Origin of the sequence: Pseudoalteromonas rubra (assembly GCF_000238295.3) — a bacterium.
Taxonomy (GTDB): Bacteria; Pseudomonadota; Gammaproteobacteria; order Enterobacterales; family Alteromonadaceae; genus Pseudoalteromonas; species Pseudoalteromonas rubra.
In genome coordinates this window covers 685159-708456 of the sequence record NZ_AHCD03000035.1, presented here as the reverse complement: position 1 = coordinate 708456, position 23298 = coordinate 685159, and the positions used below count along the sequence as shown (strand labels likewise).

Annotated in this window: 18 protein-coding genes and 1 riboswitch; of the genes, 4 read left to right on the top strand and 14 right to left on the bottom strand. The window is 45.6% G+C overall.

Going from position 1 to position 23298, the window contains the following annotated elements:
- The first annotated feature begins 101 nt into the window (after positions 1-101).
- Entirely contained in the window at positions 102-2768 is a 2667-nt protein-coding gene (locus PRUB_RS14230; protein ID WP_010381602.1) for a TonB-dependent receptor plug domain-containing protein, read from the top strand.
- A gap of 46 nt (positions 2769-2814) precedes the next feature.
- Here the strand turns inward: PRUB_RS14230 and PRUB_RS14225 are convergent, their stop codons facing one another.
- The 14 genes from PRUB_RS14225 to PRUB_RS14160 form a co-directional block, all read right to left on the bottom strand.
- Positions 2815-4068: an ATP-grasp domain-containing protein gene (locus PRUB_RS14225; protein ID WP_010381599.1), complete on the bottom strand. Its 1254-nt coding sequence runs from the start codon at positions 4066-4068 to the stop codon at positions 2815-2817.
- Positions 4055-5008, bottom strand: coding sequence for a biotin carboxylase (locus PRUB_RS14220; protein WP_021032689.1), 954 nt, complete (start codon positions 5006-5008; stop codon positions 4055-4057). The genes PRUB_RS14225 and PRUB_RS14220 overlap by 14 nt, the downstream gene beginning before the upstream one ends.
- Positions 5009-5017: 9 nt before the next feature.
- Positions 5018-7249, bottom strand: a complete 2232-nt coding sequence (locus PRUB_RS14215) for a DUF5916 domain-containing protein (protein WP_010381597.1) — start codon at positions 7247-7249, stop codon at positions 5018-5020.
- Between the two features lie 54 nt (positions 7250-7303).
- Positions 7304-7618 (bottom strand): hypothetical protein, encoded by a 315-nt coding sequence (locus PRUB_RS14210; RefSeq protein ID WP_010381594.1) that lies wholly within the window; start codon positions 7616-7618, stop codon positions 7304-7306.
- A 42-nt stretch (positions 7619-7660) separates the two neighbouring features.
- Positions 7661-9019 carry a pyridoxal phosphate-dependent decarboxylase family protein gene (locus tag PRUB_RS14205; protein WP_010381593.1) on the bottom strand — a complete coding sequence of 453 codons (1359 nt, stop codon included), beginning with the start codon at positions 9017-9019 and terminating at the stop codon, positions 7661-7663.
- 18 nt (positions 9020-9037) lie between these two features.
- Positions 9038-9748, bottom strand: coding sequence for a B3/B4 domain-containing protein (locus PRUB_RS14200; protein WP_010381591.1), 711 nt, complete (start codon positions 9746-9748; stop codon positions 9038-9040).
- Entirely contained in the window at positions 9741-10868 is a 1128-nt protein-coding gene (locus tag PRUB_RS14195; RefSeq protein WP_010381589.1) for a pyridoxal phosphate-dependent aminotransferase, read from the bottom strand. Before PRUB_RS14195 ends, PRUB_RS14200 begins: the two co-directional genes overlap by 8 nt.
- Positions 10869-11663 carry an SDR family NAD(P)-dependent oxidoreductase gene (locus tag PRUB_RS14190; protein ID WP_010381587.1) on the bottom strand — a complete coding sequence of 265 codons (795 nt, stop codon included), beginning with the start codon at positions 11661-11663 and terminating at the stop codon, positions 10869-10871.
- A gap of 37 nt (positions 11664-11700) precedes the next feature.
- The gene (locus PRUB_RS14185; RefSeq protein WP_081694263.1) at positions 11701-12453 is read right to left on the bottom strand and encodes a hypothetical protein; all 753 of its coding nucleotides are present in this window, start codon (positions 12451-12453) and stop codon (positions 11701-11703) included.
- 441 nt (positions 12454-12894) lie between these two features.
- Positions 12895-13476, bottom strand: a complete 582-nt coding sequence (locus PRUB_RS14180; protein ID WP_010381582.1) for a DUF4136 domain-containing protein — start codon at positions 13474-13476, stop codon at positions 12895-12897.
- 206 nt (positions 13477-13682) lie between these two features.
- A complete protein-coding gene (locus PRUB_RS14175) occupies positions 13683-13958 on the bottom strand; it encodes a DUF4136 domain-containing protein (RefSeq protein WP_422624407.1) in 276 nt (91 codons plus the stop codon).
- Positions 13959-14877: 919 nt separating this feature from the next.
- Positions 14878-17655, bottom strand: coding sequence for an ATPase (locus PRUB_RS14170; RefSeq protein ID WP_010381578.1), 2778 nt, complete (start codon positions 17653-17655; stop codon positions 14878-14880).
- On the bottom strand, positions 17652-18203 hold the full coding sequence (locus PRUB_RS14165) for a condensin complex protein MksE (RefSeq protein WP_010381576.1): 552 nt from the start codon (positions 18201-18203) through the stop codon (positions 17652-17654). Before PRUB_RS14165 ends, PRUB_RS14170 begins: the two co-directional genes overlap by 4 nt.
- 8 nt (positions 18204-18211) lie before the next feature.
- Complete coding sequence (locus tag PRUB_RS14160; protein WP_010381574.1) at positions 18212-19468, bottom strand: hypothetical protein; 1257 nt, start codon at positions 19466-19468, stop codon at positions 18212-18214.
- 157 nt (positions 19469-19625) lie between these two features.
- Here PRUB_RS14160 and nhaD point away from each other — a divergent pair, with 157 nt between their 5' ends.
- From nhaD to PRUB_RS14145, 3 genes are all read left to right on the top strand, one after another.
- The gene (gene nhaD / locus PRUB_RS14155; protein WP_010381572.1) at positions 19626-20873 is read left to right on the top strand and encodes a sodium:proton antiporter NhaD; all 1248 of its coding nucleotides are present in this window, start codon (positions 19626-19628) and stop codon (positions 20871-20873) included.
- Positions 20874-20990: 117 nt separating this feature from the next.
- Positions 20991-21164, top strand: a riboswitch (Lysine riboswitch).
- 84 nt (positions 21165-21248) lie between these two features.
- Positions 21249-22595 carry a lysine-sensitive aspartokinase 3 gene (lysC, locus tag PRUB_RS14150; RefSeq protein ID WP_010381570.1) on the top strand — a complete coding sequence of 449 codons (1347 nt, stop codon included), beginning with the start codon at positions 21249-21251 and terminating at the stop codon, positions 22593-22595.
- Positions 22596-22685: 90 nt separating this feature from the next.
- Complete coding sequence (locus PRUB_RS14145) at positions 22686-23216, top strand: DUF924 family protein (RefSeq protein WP_010381569.1); 531 nt, start codon at positions 22686-22688, stop codon at positions 23214-23216.
- Positions 23217-23298 lie beyond the last annotated feature (82 nt).

The window sequence follows — 23298 nt, the reverse complement described above, 5'->3', positions numbered from 1 at the left end:
GTTTCTCTTTTGTATTACATATATGTTCTTAATGTGTTTTCCATATGTTATAAAATGTTTGGCAATTACAAATATAAATAACACTATGGAGAAGAGGAAGAATGAAAAAGGGGATTACACTCACTGCGCTGGCGGTCTCAACTGTCCTTGCCGGTAATTTACAAACTGCCATGGCAGAAGAAGGCGAAGTCGAACGAATAGAGGTTACAGGCTCGCATATCAAGCGTTCTGATATGGAAGGGCCCTCACCGGTACAAAGCATCTCTGCAGCTGATCTGGCCGCAACAGGCTCAACCGATCTGATAGGTGCTCTGCAAAAACTGCCCGTGGCAGGCACGGGGACTTTCAGTACCCAAGGTAACTCAAGTGATGACACGGCCAATGGCGGCTCCAGTGTTGCGCTTCGTGGGCTTGGTGCATCATCCACTTTGGTACTGATTAATGGACGACGGGTTGCTGTCAGTCCATTTGCAAAGGACATTGAAACGTCTTTTGTTGACTTAAATACTATACCGGTTTCAGCAGTAAAGCGTGTTGATGTGTTAAAAGACGGGGCATCGGCAACCTATGGGTCAGACGCGGTTGCGGGGGTCATTAATATTATCCTGCGCAATGACATCGATGGTTTTGAGGTGGCTGCCAAAGTATCCGATACCTCAGATGGCGGCGGTGAGGAACAAAATTTCACTTTATTGTGGGGGAGTTCAACCAGTAAAGGTCATCATAACTTTACTCTGGATTATTTTAAACGCGGTGACATTTTCTATTCTGACAGAGACTACGCTGCTACGGCTGACCAAACCTCTCGGGGCGGTAACAATTCACTGAGCTCGTCAGGCTTTCCGGGTAGTATTGAAGTTGTACGTGACATGTTGAGTGATGAGGAATGGGAGCGTTTGCCTGTTGTTCGAGTTGAAGATGACGGTACTAAAGTTCGTAAAACCTTGTTTGCTGATGTCTGGGGCAATGATGTTTGTCCAACGGAGATGATCATTGGCGAAGTATGTCGTTATGACTATGCGCCACATATGAGTTTGGTGCCCTCAACAGAGCGGATCACGTTTAACTATAATGGCGTTCAGGAGATCATGGATGGCGTTGAAGGCTTTGCAGAGTTTTCAGCGCAGCACGCTTCTACCTTCATTCAGGGCGCTGGCAGCCCTAGTTTTACGGAGTTGAACATGGCTGGTGATAACCCAAATCACCCCTTAGCGGGTCAGCCAGGTCACTTTCTGCATGGTGTGGATATCTCAATGCGGCGCCGTACCGTAGACATTGGTAATCGCAAAAAAGATGTCGATTCGGAATACTATCGCGCTGTGATGGGGATGCGTGGTCAGTGGCAGGACTGGGAATGGGAGTTTGCATATTCAGCAATCCGCTCCAGTGCCGTTGAAAAAGGCTTTGATGGTTTCCCGAATAAACGCCTGGCTCAACAAGCTATTGATGAAGGTCTCTGGAACCCGTTTGAGCCCAGTACTAACACACAGGCTGGGTTAGACTTCTTTGAAACCACAACAACGCGATATGGTTCATCCACCATGCAGTCACTAGATGGCACTATTTCCGGTGAATTGTTTGAATTCGGTGATGGGTATGTATCTGCGGCGTTCGGTTTTGAGCATCGTTATGAAAAGATAGAAGACAACCCGGACAATCAGTATATTCGCGGAGAAATTTTTGGTACGGAAGCCACCCAGGCTAATGGTGACCGTGATAACACGGCTATTTTTGCAGAATTCAGTGCTCCGTTAATGGATAATCTTGAGCTGCAACTGGCGCTGCGTCATGAGGACTACAGTGATTTTGGTAATACGACAGATCCGAAGGTCGCATTTCGCTGGACGCCCATTGACTCTATTGTCGTTCGAGGTTCATGGGGAACCGCATTCCGTGCACCATCATTGGTTCAACTTCATCTTGGGCGCACTGATGAATCCCCTCGTGTGATAGATAAGGAGCGTTGTAATCAAACCGGCGCTATCTCGGATTGCTCACCGACTGAATACCCAACGATAGTGGCTGGTAATAAGCTTCTACAACCAGAAGAGTCTGAAAACTATAACCTGGGCCTGATCTGGCAAGCCAGTGACACATTTAGTGTCGGGGTAGATTATTGGAATTACGATCAGGAAGATCTTATCAAGCGAATTGGTGCGCAAAAACTGGTTGATTGCTGTGGCACAGATCCTAATTTGGTAACCCGACAGGCGAGTCAGGGAAGTACCCTTGGTCGCATTATTACCATAAACGATACGTTTGTTAACATCGGTGGACGAAAAACGGATGGGGTTGACCTTGATATTGAGTATTTGCTGCGTACATCAGATATGGGGGAATTTCGTTTTAATTACAATTTGACCTATACCCTTAATTTTGAGGAAGAGGTCTTTGAAAGTGATGAGTCAGGCACTTCTGTTGCGGTGGTAGAGGATCTAAACGGCGAATATCAACATCCAAAATACCGTTGGAAAGCCGGTGTTGACTGGTCGCTCGACGACATCGTAGCAAATTTGAGTGTGAACTACGTCGATGCAAACTTTGATCTGGCTGACAATAATGGAGACAAGTATGAAATTGACTCCTGGACAACTCTGGACACCAGCGTGAGCTATGTGGGCCTTGAGCAATTGGTTGTGTCAGTCGGGGCTTCTAATTTGCTGAATGAGGAGGCACCGCTTGCGCCTTCCGAATCTATGGGGATTGATAACAAAACGCATAGTGCAATGGGCCGGCAGATCTTTATGAAGTTTTCATATCAGTTTTAAGTAAGTGAAAAGAAAAGGCTTCAGATGAAGCCTTTTTTCATGCCATTTAATCGGTTACGGCAAAAAAACCTTCATGTTGTTCGATGGTACGTATTGTCTCCATATCAGCAAGGACCTGAGATAAGTCCTCGTGAACAAGGTAACCTATACCCGGGCTGGTGTAGATATCCACCGTTTTACTCAGGATGTCGCCCTTATTTTTCCAAAGCTCTAAAGAGTAGTAGCTTTTGAGAGAATGAACAGTCTCAATATTGATAAGCTCTGATATGGTGCCTTGTTTTTCTGAGATCAGGCAGTAACAAATGAGCGCTTTCTTTCTGGGCTTGGCATTTAACAACCGCTCTATACTAGCCTTGTCCTGATACGACGCGATAGCCATAGAAACATGTGAATATCCCAGCGCATCGTCAATCGCCAAATAGTCAATGCTGCCTTGCATTCTGGCGGCTGTTTCTATCAGGACTGGCCCTTCGTCAGTCATAATGACTTCCGAGTGGCAAGGGCCGTATACGATACCAAGTGCGTTTAAAACCTGGTTAATGTAGGCTTCGAGTTCTTGCCTTTCTTCACAGTCGAGGCAAAACACTTCGTGGTCATAAGCGATACCGTGTTCAATATACCGTCTGGTATCTTTCCAAACTTCGGTCACATAGTGTTGTCCTTCAAAGCTGACGGTGTTTACTATGTATTGTTGACCCTGCAATTTTTCCTGAACAATCAGGGCCGTGTTCTGTGATCCGACTAAGTTGACTTTGCCAATAATTTCATTAAATGCGAATTGAGCTTGCTCTAAGTTCGAGCAGAAGTAGACATCCTCTGAACCGGCACTGTCCAGCGGTTTCACTACAACTTCATTGGGTGTGATGTCTTTGACTGCGGCTTCCAGCTCGCTCAGTGTCGTGATTAGAAAACTCTTTGGTGCTGCAATATTTGAATTGCGCAGGGCCTCAGCCATTGTGTATTTATTTCTGCGAGCGTCTGAAAGTTGTGTACCATTTGATTTTAACCCCAGATCTTCAGATAACTTATCGGCCAGGTGTACGCCAGATTCACTACCCACCATAATGATGTCGATGTTGCCCAAAGCTTTAACTTCGTCCAGTAACTGTTCATAGCTCCCAGCTAGCTTAATATTTGCTATGAAGTTCTCTGCTTTAAAGCATGGTAAATCTACGGCCAGTATCTCTTCCATACTTTGGATGTGGAATACATCATAGCCTTGTTTTTTAAGCTCTGCTGGAAGATGCTTTCCGGAAGAATAGGCGTCTACAATGCCACATAGCTTTCTATTGGTTACCATTTTTTAAGTTTCCTTTTGTTTGGTAAAATATATTAATCAGTGCAAATGAAATCATTGAGGCGGTACCAATGATGGTTGTATAAGATGTGTCGAGTCTGTCGTCAAAAGCCTGGATCAGTAGCGTGAAAATGGGCAGGAAAACAAGCAACATTTCAACAAGCAGCGGCTCACAGTGTTTGATCCCTTCTTGCAGAAAGTAAAGGCTTAAAATGACGCCAAATAGTGACAGAAAAAGGAGTAGCCATATGTTATCAACGATAAAACTAATGAAGCTCAGAGATGCCCCACCCATAATGAATGCTGCCGCGATTAAAATGTAGAAACGATGACACATAATGAAACTGGATCTCAGATTCAAATCAGATAAGCACTTTGAGTATACAGTGGTCGCTGAGCCGGATATGGAAGAAACGATTAACGCGGTGAAGCCAATGGTCATTTCTAATGATGAAACATCTTTAACGGCAGACAGGCCGGAAAAACTCGTCCAGCAAAGAAATACGCATGACAGTAAAATGCCGTAGGAGCATACCCAGTCACTCCAGTGTAAGCCTGAACCCGGTCTGAGTTTTCTGTTTATGAGCATAGTGGCGATCGGATTAATACCACCAAAAATAGCTGAGACAATGACCGGCTCAATGTATTTCAGGGAGACATAAAGCCCAATCCAGCATATAGCGGTGGTGATATTGAGGTTTAGAAATCCCGAAATTGTTTCTTTACGCTTTTCTGCTGGTAGTGAAAAGGTTGCTTTGCCTGTGTGCCTCACTTTATTTAGTGCTAAGAAAAAAAGCGTGGAGAACAAAAAAGTCGCACAAACTAAATAGTAAACGTCGAGTGTTTGTGTCTTATTTCCAACTAATACATCTTTTGCAGATGCCAAAATTGCATAAGCCGTTAAATATTTAATCCCTAAATTTTTTGCTACCTGATAGCTCATATTGGATCCTTAAAAGTGGTGTTTGTACTTAATCAGCAATCTATTCTGATCTAAGTCATTACTTAGTCGGTCTAGTCCTAAAGTTCTGACTTCCTTTTGTGACAGGTCCGAATGAGAATAAACTAAGTAAAAACTGGACAGCGATGACACTTCGTACCTGTATCTCAATTGAATATCAAGGTTTGTCTGCTCAAAGCTGCTATTTGTTACAGAGGTTAACATAAGGTAATCAAGTGTGTCGCGGACTTGATAAGACTCAATACCGCGTGCGTCAACAGTGATCCATTGCAGTTTTAGATTGATAAAGTGGCTGTCATCATAAAAAGCATCATAGCCCAGGGAGAAGTTGTACTGATCTCTTTCATAGCTTGCCAGCGCATTATTACGTTCCACCAACCAGGCATTATTGTCGATATAATCCAGATTAGCCTGAATACTATGGTTTTGATTGAGTGCGAGCTTACCACCGAGGTTGTACTTCAGTGACACATGATCATTGCTGACAGTAGATAGCTGTTCCGTTTCCAAAAAGGCGTTGAACTGGAATCGTGTTGTATTGGGGCTGTCATAAGAGAGTTTGAAACCAGCGCCGCCAGGACGCTTAAAGGGTTGATCGTAAGCCGTTTGGTCATCCACACCAGGTAAAAATTTGCGCATTGTTAACGCCAGTTTTGAGGTATCTCGCAGCTGGGCTGTAACGGATGATGAGACTTGTGCTGCGTAATAGCCTAGCGAAAGGCGAGTATTATCGGTGTCTGTGTAATGATCCATCCATATTGCCACCTCTACTTCTTTAAGTATGGCATTGTCGGGAAAGTCGTTCACTATGATTTCCTGGGAGATATTCACAGACTTTATATTTGCTCTATCAGTGTATCCCAAATCATTGATATCTAAATCTTTATCAAGATAATTGAGATTGATATCAAGCAGCAGGTGATCCGTTGCTTTGTATGAAAAGTCGATGGTTGTTCCATTTCCTTTTCGCGCAAGGGTCGGCTCGGAAATATCAGAGGTAAACCACATCGAGTCTAAAGTCCAATACTGACTTTCACGAATGGAAAAATCGAGCGCGTAGACATCAGCTTGTCTATGTTGTGAATCGTTTTCCACCCGGGAAATCAGCATACCTGCAGTTGATTCAGATATCGGTTTTTTTGCACTGAGCACGTAAAACTGTTTCCCCAGAGTGTGCGCAGATAAATCTCGTTCTTTCACTGCCATTGCACCTAAGTTTACCGCGGCCACCTTAGATACATACTTGGTGGCTATGCCAATATCCATGATTGCGTCGCTGGATGGATCTACGCCAATGCGCCGTGTTTCGATAAGACGAACATCATCAAAGGCATTATTCGCTTCAAACATCGTCTGGTTTTCAATAAAGAACGGACGCTTTTCTTCAGAAATGATCTCTTGCAAATCGAAATTCAGGACGAGATCGTCCGACTCAACATGCCCAAAGTCCGGGTTAATACTTATATTCGCTCTGTGGCCTTTATGGTTTATGAAAATATCACCCCCTAACTTGATATCATCAGAAGCTCGGTTGCTGGTGGTATAGGAAGCGTAGGGAAAAAAATTGACTTCGGATACATTTACGCGTTCCAGGTTTAACGGGGTAAACTCATCAATAAACCTATTTTTTAGAGGGGATGTAGTAGGGAAAGCCAATGATTCAGAGAGCACGTGAATATAACGCGAAAAGTAGAATTTTGGAGGGAGTTCTGAAGAAGCTTCAGCGCTTGTAGCGAGCGTATTCCAGGGGACAAAAATCTCTGCGTACCAGCTTGTTTCGTCGATTTTGGTAGCAGATTGCCACTCTCCATCCCATTCAGTATTTTCTGTTTCCTTAAACCAAGTTGCGTCTTTTCGGGAGTTTGCAGCATTCACTGAAAACCCAAATACATCTTGCCCACTGCCGGAAATATCGATGATCACTTCATTATAATCTGAGCTGAAATCGCTATCGTTAGTTTCTTTTTTGTCCGCGATTTCATGTTTACTTTGTTTGTTTATAAATCCGACATAGATCCCCATCGTGTCGGAAAATATTTTGACCTGAGTTGCATTTTGTTCGGAGGTGGCTTCTTCAGTGTAGGGTTGCACTTTTCTGAAGTCAGACATCACAGCGGCAGTTTGCCACTGCTGTTCATCTAAGGTCCCATCGATTTTTATAGTGGTTGCACAAACAAGTGGGGATAAAGTGATAAAAAAAGAAAAGAGGATAATAATAGGCATATAACTATCTGTCCTGAAAGGGGGCTAAATGGTCTTTAACCCCCCTAAATTTCATTAGTGATCTGTATCCACATCCAACTCATGGAAGCGGTTCATTTCACGTGGCTTGGCACAGTACTTTTCTTCAAAAATAGATACGATATCTGATTCGAGTTCTGTCATGTTTTCGTGTGACTCGAGAGATTTCCAGTCATAGCTCATAATGATTTGAGTAGGCTGTATACTATTTTGATAAAAGTGAGCATGGTCCAGCCAGCCGCTGTGATCGTGCGCCAATTCACCCAGTTGGTCGTCCAGTTGTTGCATCAGTTCAAGAGCCTGGTCGACGAATTCTTCTTTTAGTGTCCAGGTTTCAATTACGTGTATCATTCTAATTTCCTTGTAATATGTAATTAAAGATCAGTGAGTTAATTAAGTGCTGAGATTGGCTATGCTTGCATCCAGAATGTCGGTAATGTTATCCATCCATGCTGAGTGGTCAGATTTTATCAGGCACATTCTGATAGCAATTACCTTGTCTTGATCCCAATAGCCTTTCTCAAATTCTGGCATCAGTGATTTATTCAGTGTATTGAGGGCAAGATAAAGATGTTTTGACTCTGCCATTTCAAAGACTGCCTGCGCATGTTGAGAGGACACCGAGGCACTAGGCGCGTCAATGACGAAATTGACGATATCCAGTTTGGGTTCTATGACTAACTTGAGTTTGGGATGCTGTTTTACCCAATCAGCCAGCTTTTGTGCAGCCTCAAGGCAATTGTCTAGCATTGCTGCGAATTCCCCTTGTTTAACTAGCGGGTAAAGTTGCTGTGTTGCCCATAAAGCACAGGCAGACGCTCCGGCTCTTGAACATTCGAGCGTGATTTCGCCAAGGTGCATCTGCTCGGATGAAAAATAGGTGTAAGGGGAATCGTGTTTATAGAATTTGCCAACGCTTGGATCGGAAAACAGTACGCATCCGCAGCCATAAGGCTGTAAGCCATGTTTGTGTGGGTCAACAACGATAGAGTCTACGTTTTTAATGTGATCGTATGCAGCACGCACGTTTTCATCAAGTTTACTGCTCAGTGTAAAGTATCCGCCATAAGCCGAATCGACATGGATACGGAATCCATATTGCTCCTTTAGCGCCACAATTTTATCCAATGGATCGGCATTGCCCAGTCCGGTTGTGCCCAAAGTGACAATCACAGTTCCAATATCACCTCGTTTAATTCGCTCTTCCAGCGCGTTCACGTCCATTACACCGGTGTTATCTGATGGTACAACCTCGATGGGTGTATTGATGACTGCGCACATACGCTCATGGGTATAGTGAGCTTGATCTGATACCAGAATGGTTTTTTCGGGGTGTAAATTACGGGCAATCCAAAGTGCTTCCAGGTTTGCGATTGTTCCACCTGAAGTAAGGTGACCCAGGTGCGTGTCAAAACCGAACATTGCCGCAATTTCGGCAACTGCTTCTTTCTCTAGCTGAGAACTGGCAATGCCGCCGTCCAGTGCATGGTTATTTGGGTTTATAAACATACTCAGGTAGTACGCAATTTGTGCAATGTCTGTTGGTGGCTTTAACATTTGCCCGGCGTACTGTGGGTGAAAATAAGGGTAATTTTCGTGCATTTTTTCAGCGAGCTGGCCAATGATAGTAGCCGCCTTATCGTGGCTGTACACATTTCCCTTAACTTCTGGTAAGTCAGTAAATCCTTCTTTTAACTTGTTTACTCCATGCTCCAGTAAGGATATAAACTTATCTTGATCAGTGTAATACATCATTTTTCCTTGTATTTATTATAGTTTGTCAGGTGTCCAGGTCGCAGTGCGTGAGTCAATCAGTGCAATATCAACCGTTGCATTAAACCAATTGCTTAATTTCTCTTTGAGGGTTTGCATCATTTCCTCTATGTCTTCTTCTTTGACACAGTCGAGAATTTCAGAAACAAAGAAAATATTTTTGCTCGATTCTGCGACCAGTCCTATTTCGGACTGCCTCCAGACGAAATGCCGGGTAATGACATCTTTATCGTCAAAGTAAGTGATCTCGCCATTGGTCAGTGTTGTGGCTTGGGTTGTGCCCATTTCTATAAATTCTTCTGTCCCTGTTGAGTAGCCGAGTCTGAGGCAATGGCCTGAGAGTTTATCAACATCCCAGGCCCCAATAGAGACCTTGTGACGGATTGAAACCGCGTTATAGAAATTCACTAAAGGGTTAATGTTGTAGAGTCCTTTGCCAGACAAAACGCGCTTAGTTAACAGTTCAACGGAAGCTTGATATTTCTTGGCCGGCAATCCAACTCCCTTCAAAAAATCCCGCCAGGCTTTGATATACGGGTGAGATTGTGCATTCTCATATTGCCAATTGCGTAGCGTACTGGCGGTAATTTCTCGTTCGAAAGTCGCGACATTGTCTGCCGCTGCGGGTATATTTACACCTTTTGCATACACCACAATAAACTTAACGCTGGGGTGGTCGTCCCAAAAGGCTTTGTCGACACTAAACATTGGTACCTCGTAATTCTCTTATTTTAGAAAGACTGTCTTGTCTGCAGAAGCTCACTCGCACAGTGCCGGTTGGCTCACCCATAGAGTTAAAGAAAGATCCAGGGACTGTGGCAACGTTGTGCTCCATAAGTAATCTTTCGCAGAGTGCTTCATCACAATAGACGCCTTCTGACATGATGGGTTTGGCCATGAAAAACCAACCGCCCTGACTGGGCATCACTTCCATATCCAGCGTCAGCAGAAAGTCGCTCACGACTTGTTTTCTGATGGCAAACGCTTGCTGAAGGGTTGTCCTGAGTTCAACAAACTTGTCAAAGTTCGCATCCAGGCAGTGCAGGAGAGGTGAAGGCAATGAACATTGATAGTTGGGCAGTATCATCCGGAGTCTATCTTTGATCGATTTGGGATGAATAACGTAGCCGATCCTCCAGCCGGTGATCATGAAGCTTTTAGAGAAACTATTGCATACAATGACCTTATCATCGGTGCGACAAAAGTGGCTCATTGGCGGAGTGTCCTTGCCTTCATAATTAAAGCCCTGATAAACCCGGTCTTCAATGCAATATAAGTGGTTGCTGTCGATTATGTGCGCCAGTGCTGCGTACTCATCTTCACAAAATACCTTGCCTGTCGGGTTATGCGGGTTTGTTAAAATAATGGCTTTTGTTTTAGCGTTTATTGCGTTTTGTAGCGCAGTAAAATCAATTTCCCAGTTTTCCGGGTTGAGTTTGACGGCTTTAACTTTGCCACCTGCCATTTCGATTTGCGACAGGTAAGGAGGAAACACGGGATCAAATACGATTATCTCGTCACCCGGTTCCAAAATTGCCAGTAATGTGAGCATCATCCCCGCAGTAGCGCCGCCAACCAGAGTACAATGGTCATCTGGGTTGAACTGGCAATTGAAACGCGCTGCATAGTCTTGCGTAATTTTCGCCCGCAATGAGTAAAGCCCTTCAGTATCCGAGTATTGATGGAATGGGCTATCTGTCTGCGAAGCGAGTGTTTGAAAAACAAAACCAGGCATGGGGTCAGAAGGAGTCCCCATTGCCAGGTCTATTGCTTGTCGCTCCTTCGCCAGCAAGGAAATATCCTCGATGGTTTGACCGAGAATGCTCATTTATGCAGGCTCAACAAAAAGGTCATGAACTTGCTCATCATTGACATTTGGTCTGCCGTTCCAGTCCCAGGCACCGCTTACTGCAAGGTTAGAACCGGATACATAAGCTGATTTGTCTGATGCCAGATAAATGATGGCATCTGCAATATCTTCCGAACGTCCCAGACGTTTCATTGGCACACGCTCAATCATCCAGGTTTTTTGTGACTCAGGTAAATGACCATTATCAATCAGACCCGGAGAAACGCAGTTGACTCTGATCCCGTATTCAGCGAGTTCTTCGGCCATTGAACTGGTAAGAATCGCGATCCCCGTTTTCGCAATCGAGTAAGCTGAAACGTTGGCAGATGCTCGGACTAAGTTATTGGTACTTAAGCCTATATTGATGATGTTACCGGCTTTCCTTTCTTTCATGAATGGAATGATGCTATGACACAGGTAGAATGCACTGCTCAAATTACTTTTGAGGACATGATCCCACTCAGAAATTGTCATTTCTTCAATGGGTTTAAAGAAGAAGTCACCGACATTGTTGACCAACAAATCGATATGTTTAAATTGGTTAATAGCTTCTTTGACTAAATTAGAGGCGCTAAGTGGGTCCGTGACATCAGCTTGTACAATGTGGCATTGCTGTCCGTTGTCTTGAATAATGGATTGCACTTCTTTTGCTGCGTCTTGGTTGCTGAAATAGACCACAATAATATCGTAGCCAACTTTAGCTAATTCGATGGCAATGGTTTTGCCAATACCGCGTGAACTACCCGTAACGATAGCTGTTTTTTTGGCATTCATAACGTTTCCTTGTGTTGTCAATATATGTTTATAGTTACTACAGAACCTCGTCTGTCGACGAAGCTGCAAGGTTTTTCAGGATTAATTTTGAGGTAATGTGTGACTTGAATCTGAGGAACTCATCCATTAAATGATCGAAACTCTCGACGGCATAGAATACTTCTTGCAGGGTTTTATCATCGATTTTAGATTTCACGACATCTTCAAATTTAAAGGCCTTAACAACCCCGGGGGTGGTTGACATGTGTGTGAGTTCTTTCGAGGAAGAAATAAGTGCACCACCATAGGCTCGGTTACCGTTCTGTCTCACCACACCGACCTCAGTTGTGAACCAGGAAAATCGATTAATGAGTCTCGCAATCTCAGGGTTATGCTCGTATTGGATTGCTAACTTACCCATTTCCTGACAATAGGTAGAGAAGATCGTGCACGTCAGCATGGGCAGATGGCCGAAAACATCGTGAAAGTAATCTGGGTATGGTGTGAAAGACAGATCATCACGAAGGAAGTTGCCTACTGGAAATTGCCTCTTGCTCATGGCCTGATAAAAAGGGTGGTACTCGATTAAACCTTCACTAAAGAAGCCTTCCCAGTTACTGACTTGTCGCAACTGAACATTCAGTGTTTCCAAGCCGGGAAGTTGAGAGGTAGGCATGTTCAAAAGTTCAATGCCTTCCCAATGTTCATTACAAATGGTTGGGCCCGAGTCTTTGCAATCATGAAAAAGGCGATGCCATTTTTCATTGCTCTGTTCGTCGTAAACAATCATTGGATTCCTTATCCTTATCATGTATGCGTTTTTACAAGTTGTATTAGTCCTTTGGTGAGCAAAAGGTCTTTAGTGTTATGTTCATTCCTTTACTACAGTCACCTAAGTTGTATCAATATCGGTAATATTGTGCATATTGTTGATCGTGTTTGTATTTGGTGTCAATAGTGTGTTTGTGTTGTTAATTTAAATATTGCGTTTTTTATTATTATTAACATTTTGAAAGGTTGAATGGGGGTGTGTTTCTCAAGGTGCTCAGACAGATTCGAACGCAGATTTTAGAGGAGGTGAGAGTGGTATGCGATATTTCTTTAGAAAAATTATGATGTAATTATGAAGTTAAAATGAGAATTTTATTTCTGGTGATTGAGCGCAATATTGGTATTAGACGCGAACTAAGATCAGGAGATTGCAAAAAACTGAAGGGGCGAGGAGAACGATCTTGCCCCTAAATATGGGTGCTTAATGTTGCACTTTTGGTGGAAAGTTGGCGAGAATCTCAGTGATGGTTTTATTCACTGATTCTGTTCTTTGTTCTGGAGTTTGCTTCGCACGTAAACGGCTCTCTTTGGCACCGCGCCAAACCAGCTGGTTGGAAGTTCGGTCAATAATGTCTACGACAAGTGTGCCAACTTTATATTCCCTGGTCGTAGTGTGGTGATCTACACCCCATCCCCAGTAGCTCCAGCGCGCCCCATAACTGACTTTAAAGGTGTCCACTTCTAGCTTTTTGTCGACTGCCACATGGTAGTTGATCAGAATATCAGCCACAGTGGCGTCAACCAGCTTGAACCCTTGATTTGCCATTTGCTCAGTAATGGCGTTACGAATACGTTTTTCCATTAACCCGTTGACCTGATAATTTTGCGGACGAGCTTGCAGGTTGGCTTCAGCCGACCAGGCAAAGGTCTTGTAGTTTGTAAATTCAACAGACTTGTCGTAGTCCCAGTCCGGGGTGGTGCCACAGGCACTGAGCATCAGTAAACTTGCCACGACGGCAAAGGTCCTGGTGCTGACAAGGTGCTTTTTAAGTTGGTTCAGCATGGTTTACTCCTTAAAAACAAAAATCTAACGCTTACCTTAGTATACGACAGTTAAAGCACGAAGATCATCACAAAAAAGGGCGCTCAATTGTGCCCTTTTGATCTTAATTGTGTTCGACTTCGATCCAGACTTTTTCGTCAACCCAGTTCTGGCTGCCCTGATTGACGCTGCGGATCGGCACCAGATAATCACAGCTTATTTGTGGTTTAACCGAGGCGCGTAAAAAAGGGCACTTTGTCGACTGCCACATGGTAGTTGATCAGAATATCAGCCACAGTGGCGTCAACCAGCTTGAACCCTTGATTTGCCATTTGCTCAGTAATGGCGTTACGAATACGTTTTTCCATTAACCCGTTGACCTGATAATTTTGCGGACGAGCTTGCAGGTTGGCTTCAGCCGACCAGGCAAAGGTCTTGTAGTTTGTAAATTCAACAGACTTGTCGTAGTCCCAGTCCGGGGTGGTGCCACAGGCACTGAGCATCAGTAAACTTGCCACGACGGCAAAGGTCCTGGTGCTGACAAGGTGCTTTTTAAGTTGGTTCAGCATGGTTTACTCCTTAAAAACAAAAATCTAACGCTTACCTTAGTATACGACAGTTAAAGCACGAAGATCATCACAAAAAAGGGCGCTCAATTGTGCCCTTTTGATCTTAATTGTGTTCGACTTCGATCCAGACTTTTTCGTCAACCCAGTTCTGGCTGCCCTGATTGACGCTGCGGATCGGCACCAGATAATCACAGCTTATTTGTGGTTTAACCGAGGCGCGTAAAAAAGGGCACTTAATTGTGCCCTTTTGATATTAATTGTGTTCGACTTCGATCCAGACTTTTTCGTCAACCCAGTTCTGGCTGCCCTGATTGACGCTGCGGATCGGCACCAGATAATCACAGCTTATTTGTGGTTTAACCGAGGCGCGTAAAAAAGGGCACTTAATTGTGCCCTTTTGATATTAATTGTGTTCGACTTCGATCCAGACTTTTTCGTCAACCCAGTTCTGGCTGCCCTGATTGACGCTGCGGATCGGCACCAGATAATCACAGCTTATTTGTGGTTTAACCGAGGCGCGTAAAAAAGGGCACTTAATTGTGCCCTTTTGATATTAATTGTGTTCGACTTCGATCCAGACTTTTTCGTCAACCCAGTTCTGGCTGCCCTGATTGACGCTGCGGATCGGCACCAGATAATCACAGCTTATTTGTGGTTTAACCGAGGCGCGTAAAAAAGGGCACTTAATTGTGCCCTTTTGATATTAATTGTGTTCGACTTCGATCCAGTCTTTTTCGTCAACCCAGTTTTGACTGCCCTGATTGACGCTGCGGATCGGCACCAGATAATCACAGCTTGTTTGCGGTTTAACCGAGGCGCACAAAAAAGGGCACTCAATTGTGCCCTTTTGATATTAATTGTGTTCGACTTCGATCCAGTCTTTTTCGTCAACCCAGTTTTGACTGCCCTGATTGACGCTGCGGACCGGCACCAGGTAATCACAGCTTATTTGCGGTTTAACCGAGGCGAAAATCGGCACAAAACCAAAGCTGAGGGCGGTTTCGATGATCGCCTTTTGGTTCTGCGGGTCAATATCGGCTGCCTCATCAATATAGATAGGGATGCGATACATAGCCTGCTCCTGATCCGATAGCAAATAACGGATAAACAACATGCCGCACAGGAGCTTAATGGTGATCCGGGTACCATTTGAGCCCGCAGAGTCAATCTTATCAAAGTGCTCAGTATCGCCCGCGCGGTTTACTACTTCAAAGCGAATATCAAATAGATCAGTGAGTGTCAGGCCTGCTTTGTCGCTGGCCAGCTTAATAATGTGATCTTTGGCTTCGTTGACTGCATTGCTGTCGGCGGGTTGCTCGCTGAGTAAGTCAAAGCTCTCACCTTGCTCATACAAGTCGGATGTTGCGATGATAGTGTCTATACTCTCAACCAGCATCTTTCTTGGGATCACGTTGATCTTAAATGCTTTAAGGTTAGAAATGCGATGCTGACTGATCCCCTTATTGAAGCTGTTCATTTCCCGGCGCAAGCGATCCAGGTCTTCACGCAGACCTTTGATGGTTGCGGCAACTTCCGTCAGTGCCACACGGGCCTGACGTTCTACTGCATCTCGCTCATTATCCAGGTTGTGATAGGCGCTGATAAGCTTAGCGTACTTAGTCGCATCGTCTGTTTCGTTGTCGAACTTAGTAATCCCGGCGTTGTAGATGTGCAGATAAGTATTGCGCACATTGACATCCAGGTTACGCAGTTCCTGACAGTCTTTGTTGAATTGATGGATCACTTCGGCCAGGTTATCAAAGTCTAACTTAATCTCAACCGGGTAGGGCGTTTGCTTGCCGCTATACAAGTCGAGCGTATGATCGATGCGTTCAGACTTTACTTGCTTAAGGCGATCCGCCTGTCGCAGGATCAGATCTTGTTTGCTCTTGATGATGGAGCGACGATCTGAAATTGACCCGGCATTACGTTGCACATCCTGCAGATAATCGTCTACCTGCTCGCGCTCAGCTTGCAGCTGTTCCTGCAATGCCTGTTGGGCTTCAGCCGATTGCGCCATGGTCTGGAATTGTTCAAAGCGTTTTAATGCCGCTTCGGTGGCCATTAATTCATCGTAGAGTGCATCGCGCTCTTGCTGTTTTTCGGCCACATTGGCAGACACTTCGCGCTGTTGTTTCAGCTCCTGCAGTGACTGTTGTAGTGCCTCCAGCTGCGCCTGCAACTGGGTTTTGTTTTCGCCGCTTTGCATTTGTACAGGTGCCAGCTTTTTCAGCTTGATGGTGGCACCAGGAAGCTTAAGTTCACCGCCTTTGACTGCTGCAGATAATTGCGCCAGAAAGTCGCCAAAGGCGTCGTCATCACTGATCTCAACTTCGCCCTTTCCGGTCGTGGCAAAAGACAAAATATCCGGGTTCAAAATACGCGAGATCTCTTCTACTTCTTTCAGTGACAGGTCTTCACGCATTCGGGTAAAGAGGTTGAATTCCAGGTTCTTCAGCTGAAGTTTCAGGCTTTTGACTTGCTTTTGCGTTTCGCCAATCCGATAGTCCAGTGTGTGAAGGCTCTGGCCCTGTGCACTGTTAATGGAGAACGACAGCTGTTCATACTCTTTTTTCAGTAGCGTCAGGTTAGTCTTTAGCGTTGCGTGGTTGGTGAGCTCAAACTCGGATTTAAGTGCGTGGTAGTCAGTAAACCATTGCTCTATCTGTGTTTGCTTTCGCTCAATATCACGTGACTGTTGCACATAGAGCTGCTGCTTTTCTTCAAACTCGCGTTTTTCCTGCTCAATATTTTCAAGCTGATCATTGAGCTCGCCAATCTGGCTCTGCTGATACTCATCGAACTCCACTATAGCTTTATCGAGCTTAGGTGCGTAGGCGGCGAGTTTGCCTTTGAGGGTCGCTTCGCCTTCAATCATTTGTTCCAGCGCAGCAATGGGTTCCTGCATGGACTCCAGTGCATTCAGCTCACGGCGAGAGCGGTTAACTTTATCAAACGCACGGCGCCACACGTCATAAAAGTCTACTTTGGAGTTGGACATATGACGCTCAAAGACTTTAAGCATAAAGCGTTTGACATCATGGGCACCGAGTTTATGCAGGTTCAGAATTCGGCGGAAGATCTCTTTGTATACCGCGGCATCCTGGACGTTGTTCAGCGGGATCATCTTGAGGTTGATGTCACCATCGTACGGCGTTGCTCCACCTGTCAGCAAGGCATTGAGTTCGGCCGCTTTGAGTTCAACGGGCTTAAAGCCTTTTTCCTGCAAGTGATTGAACAACTTGGTGTATTTAATGATGCTTTTTCCCTGGGTAAAGTCATCCAGGTTGAGTTTGCCGTTATAGCAAAAGAACTGATGCGCGTAACCGGCAATTTTACCTAGCCCCGCAACGCCGATGACGACGTCGCCATGAGGCAGATTCGCTTCTAGCAGAATGTAAGACTGATCACTTGAAAAGTAGAACTTACGGGTTTCTTCCAGGTCGTGACCATCCCATTCGGTCAGGCGCAAATCGTTGATTAGCGGGAATTGCAAGGCATTGATGACTGAGCTTTTACCTGTGTTGTTCGGGGCACAGATAGAGGCACTTTTATCCAGTGGGATCACACATTTGGCATAACCTGCGGTATTGAGCAGGGCGAGTTTACTGAGACCATACAGCTTGTTCATACTTCTTCCTCAAGTGTGTCGTAATTTTCCTCATTTACTTCCATTAGCGCGTCGATATAACGATATACCGGTGCCAGTAACGAGAAACCTTGTTCTACCTCGCGGGCCAGGCCCAGGCGAACCATGCGCAGACAAACGTCTTTGCGAAGATCGGACCCTGAGAAAATTTCTAGCTGGTCAAACAGGTGTTTATTAAGTTGAACTAGGGTCTGCATCAGCTCCAGATCCAGTACTTCATCAAACAAAGCGCGCAGCGGATCTTTACCCTGGTTGGCAAAGTGTTCGATCAGGATGAATACAGTCAGGGCAATGGCACGGGAGATCTTGCCCATGTTAGGCGTGCTTTCATCGCTGGCCAGATAATAAAAGCCGCGGCTGTCGTGTTGCAGGTCATGGCCAAGGGCGCTGAACAGTGCCTGATAGGACTCTATGTGTTGATCCAGCTCTTGCCACTGTGTCGTGTCCTGCTCGCTGATATGGTAGCCACTGACCAATTTTTTATTGATCGCCTGTAACTGGCTGAGTTCGTCTAGATTAATGTGTGTCATGGTGTTTACTAATTCTGGTTATCTGATTGCTTGTCCGTTGCACTGAACGGATAAAGTCGAATGCGGGTATTGGCGATTTGCATCGTTTGTTGTTGCTCGTCCTGGGCAATATCGAGTTCGGGGTCGCTGATCAGCTTCTGGTATAGGAACAGCATTTCATCCGCTTCCAGCGTCGGGTATTGTTCGTTCAGAAAGCCAAGCAGAGCGGTGCGTTTTTTACCAGATCCTTTAAATGATTTACGGACGTCAGAATAATCCGGAATATTAGGGCTTTGATACGCAGGCACATCCTGCTGGTCAGGTAACTGGTATTCTTCGTGCTCGAACTCGCTGAGACTGGCCATATAAGCCACCATATGACGCTGCTGACCCAGGCTGAAGCGCTGTATGTCTGAGACAAAGTAAGGTTGCACCGGGCTGAGCATACGGTCAACGCCATTTTTGCGGATCAGACCCAGCACTTTTGCAGCCTGGCGGGTAATGAGCGTATTGCGTCTGAGCTCTTCGCGCAGCGGCATTAGCATATCGGAACTTTTGCCTAAACTTTCACGCCCGATCAGGTGCATATCGAGGATCCGGGTACGCAATTGCTCGAGCATTCGTTTGTCCTGTGCACCACGGCCAAGTTGTTCGATTTGCGCGATCTGTTCACTGATCTGATGCTCTATGGTGGTAAAGCAGGCCTGGAACGGTCCGTGGATATCGACCATCTCCAGCATGGGCTCTATATACTCATCAAATGCTTCAATCACGGCGCGGTAGCGTTTTTGCAAAGACAGGTTACCCTGATCTGATTTGGCCTGTTCCACCAGGTTCATGATGGCGCTTTCGTTATGATGATACAGCTTGACGATTTTACGCACACGCTCATCCATAATGCGACTAAAACGACGCAGTTCACTGTGATCACCTTCATCGCCTGCCTGGGCCAGGCGTTCACCCAGGCGTTGCAAATCTTTAACTAATACGGTGATTTCTTCAGCCAGGCCAAGGTGTTCTTCCTGTAACAAAAAGCTGGCGAAGTCGGCTACGGCTCGGTTAATTTCGAGTTGCGATGATTTGGCCAGAGGAATAATTATTTCCTGGTTTAGTAACCGATTGGTTTCTCTATAAATACGTTCACTTGACCAGTTCGGATTTTTCAATTTGATGATGTTTTGCACATCTTTAAGGCTGAAATCGGCCATCTTAAAGCGTTTAAAAAGCAGCTCCAGGACGCCCCAGTGTTCATTCAGCGTATTTAATACTTTTTTGGCTGGGATCATAGCTTTCCAGTGTGTATCAATTTTGTGACGGTATCAGGTAAGAAAATTGTCATAATGTGTAACTACTCATGGCACAGTGTGCTGCTAAGTGTTAGACTCCGCGCCGATTACGTTACTCTTCACAATTTTTACTTTTAATTACAGGTTGTTTACGCATATGGTCACGCCCATTATCCTAACCCTGATAGCGGTCGCTTTTGTGCTTATCGTTATAGAGGATATTATCCATGTAAACAAGGCCAAAACGACCCTTTTTTTTGGCACTTTATGTTGGATTATCCTATTTATCTCTCCGATCTACGGCGAAAGCTCAGAAACTATACAACATCGGCTCGATCATAACATTCTGGAAATCGCCACATTGTGGTTATTCCTGATGGCTGCGATGACCTTTGTTGCTTATCTGAACTCCAAAGGTTTTATACAAAACATTGTCCACCGTGTGATGCCAACCCAGATCAGCGAACGTAAAATGATGTTCCTGGTTGGCGGTTTTGCTTTCTTGTTTTCTTCGATTTCTGACAACATTACTGCGACACTTATCTCGCTGGCTGTGGTCATGTCACTCAAACTCGATCCGAAGAAACTGATTAAGTATGCCACACTGATCATTTTTAGTGTTAATTCTGGCGGTGTATCGCTCATCACTGGCGATGTAACGACACTGATGATTTTCCTAGCTGGCAAGGTCACCATTCCTGATCTCCTGCTGTTGGTTGCGCCTTCGATTGTCAGTGTGTTGCTGCTGGCTACACTGTTGTCCATTGGCATGAAAGATCAACTGGTATTCGAAAAGCAAGCGCTGCGTCGGATAGAGAAAACGGACATCACGATTGCCGTTATCTTCATGACCACCGTGCTCACCACGCTGTACCTGAGCGTGCAATATCAGGTCCCACCTATGCTGACTTTCCTGTGTGGCCTGTCGGTGATGTTTTTGATGGCGCAGTTTCTGATGCGCAAGAAAGACGTGAACAAAAAGATCATCGATTATATTCGTGAGATAGAGTACGACACTTTGCTGTTTTTCGTCGGTGTACTATTGCTAGTTGGCGCACTAAAAGAGGTAGGTGTCCTGAATATGTTCACCCAGTTGTATGAATTCATTGATCCTCAGTATGCCAGTTACCTGGTTGGCCTGATGAGTGCAGCGGTAGATAACGTACCTCTGACGGCAGCGCTGTTAAAGGCGGACATTGTCATGAGCCCTCAGCAATGGCTGACTTTTACTTATGCAACGGGTGTCGGTGGTTCTATGCTGATTATCGGCTCTGCTGCGGGGATCATCGCCATGAGTAAAGTAAAAGCTCTAACCTTTACTAGTTACTTAAGAATGAGCGTGTATTTGTTAATTGCTTATACGGCAGGCTATGCCGGTGCCTATTTTATGGGGCAATTTATTTAAACTTTGGTGACAGGGACAATTTTGTACTTGACACCTAGACGTCTAAAAGATACCTTTTTCAAGCCCGCTTAAAATGCGGGCTTTTATTTTGCCAGGATTCAGTTAAATCCCGGCAAAATAAACAGAAGAGGCGCGATGCTTAGGTAGCTGATGTGAGGTGACGATTACCCGTGACCATCAGTGAGGGAAGTACTCGCCGAGAAAAGTCAGGTTGCGTCAGCGTGATTTTTCGGTCCTTGAGGTTGAATCCTCGGGACTGTCACCGTTTTCAGGTGGAGAGCTTCTGGCAGAGGTCATTTCTTTATGGTTAGTCCATCCTATTGCCAAGTTCTCCTTATTGATGTTGATCGCCCAGTGTGATCCCAAGGAGATAAAATGAATTCCCAGTATATCGTTGCTAAATTTGGCGGCACCAGTGTTGCAAACTTCGAAGCCATGCAGCGATGCGCCACGATAGTCCACGATGATCCGAATGTCCGTGTTGTGGCCGTGAGCGCGAGTGCCGGTGTGACGAATCACCTGGTAACCCTGACGCAGCAAAAAGTCGACGCAGAGGCACGCCAGGCACTGTTTCAGTCTGTGATGGATATTCAACAGAGCATTCTGGCATGTCTTACGCTCGATGCTGATCTGGAAGCAGGGTTTACTGAAACACGGGATGCCTTTCACGCACTTGCTCAATTACCTGCGCTGGATGCACAGCAGTGTGACGAAATGCTGAGTTTTGGTGAGCGCTTTTCGTCTTATTTGTTTACTCAGGTGCTGAGAGATTTGGGCGTCGCCAGTAGCCGATTTGATGTGCGGCAGGTGCTTAAAACAGACCGCCAGTTTGGCAAGGCAGTGCCGGATATTGACGCAACACGTGAAGCCGCCGAGGCTCATTTAATCCCTTTGTTGCAGGAGCAGGTGGTGGTCACTCAAGGGTTCATAGGCAGTGATAATCAGGGACAAACCACCACATTGGGACGCGGCGGGTCTGACTATAGTGCGGCGCTACTGGCTGAGGCAATTGCAGCACGCAGTGTACATATCTGGACAGATGTGGTTGGTATCTTCAGTACAGATCCGCGTTTGTGCCAAAAAGCGCAGCCAATCGCCCGGTTGAGTTTTGATGAAGCTGCAGAAATGGCAACCTTTGGTGCTAAAGTGCTACACCCGGCCACTATATTGCCTGCCAGCCGCAGTGGAATATCAGTGTTTGTGGGCTCAAGTAAAGACCCGCATGCTGGTGGGACCTGGATTGAAAAGAATAATCGCTCGGAACCTGGGATCCGTGCAGTTACTCAACGCAAGAACCAGATCCTGTTAACACTAAAAAGCCCGGAAATGCTACTTGCAAGTGGTTTTCTGGCACGCATATTCACCATCCTAAGTGCGCACAATATTTCGGTTGATCTGGTAACCACCTCTGAGATCAGTGTGGCATTGACGCTGGACAATGCGCCAAATGCCACACGTCCCGAGCTGGCACAGGCTTGCCTGGATGAGCTTGGAGAGTTTTGTCAGGTCAGTGTCGAAAACAACCTGACTCTGGTGGCTATGATTGGCTCTGAGATCCAGCTGCGCCATGGTGAAGCGAGTCTGATGCAAGTACTGGCTGATTTTAATATTCGCCTGATCTGTCACGGCGCAAGTCGCCATAACCTGTGTTTTTTGGTTGAGCAAACGGAATCGGACGCCGTGGTGCAAGCGATCCACAGCCGGTTACTGGAAGCGGCATAATTCAGGGGTCTGGGAAGTCAGACTGGACACTTTATCACGAGCGGGTAATACTCGCTCTGATACCGAAATCAATTACTCACAGGTGTGTCCATGGAATATCAGGAAATTTATCAGTTTTGGTTTGTCGAATGTCAGGAACAAGACTGGTGGCAAAAGTCGACGCAGTTCGACAATAAAATCACGGCGCGGTTTGCCCACATACACCAGCAGGCTGTGGCCGGAGAATTGGCTGAATGGCGAAAAACTGCGGTGGGGGCGCTGTGTGAAATCATTGTGCTTGATCAGTTTTCACGCAATATGTTCCGCGACACGCCAGCTGCGTTTGCCAGCGACCCGCTGGCTTTGTGTTTAGCACAGCACGCCGTAGAAAAGGGCTTTGATCGGCAACTAGAGAAAACCCAGCGCACCTTTTTGTATTTGCCTTATATGCACAGTGAAAGCCTGAGCGTACATCAGCAGGCAGATGCCCTGTTTAAATCGTTACCAAACTATGAATTCGAGCTGGCGCACAAAAAAATCATTGAGCAGTTTGGCCGTTATCCCCATCGTAATGCTATTTTAGGGCGGGAATCGAGCGCTGAAGAACTGGCTTTTTTACAAACGCCTAGTTCGAGTTTTTAAGTCTCGCTGAGCCTTGTTCGGGCTTGCTGTTATCAGGTTAGGGCGGGCGAGTCAGCTCTGAACCGAGCACGTAAACCCTTGT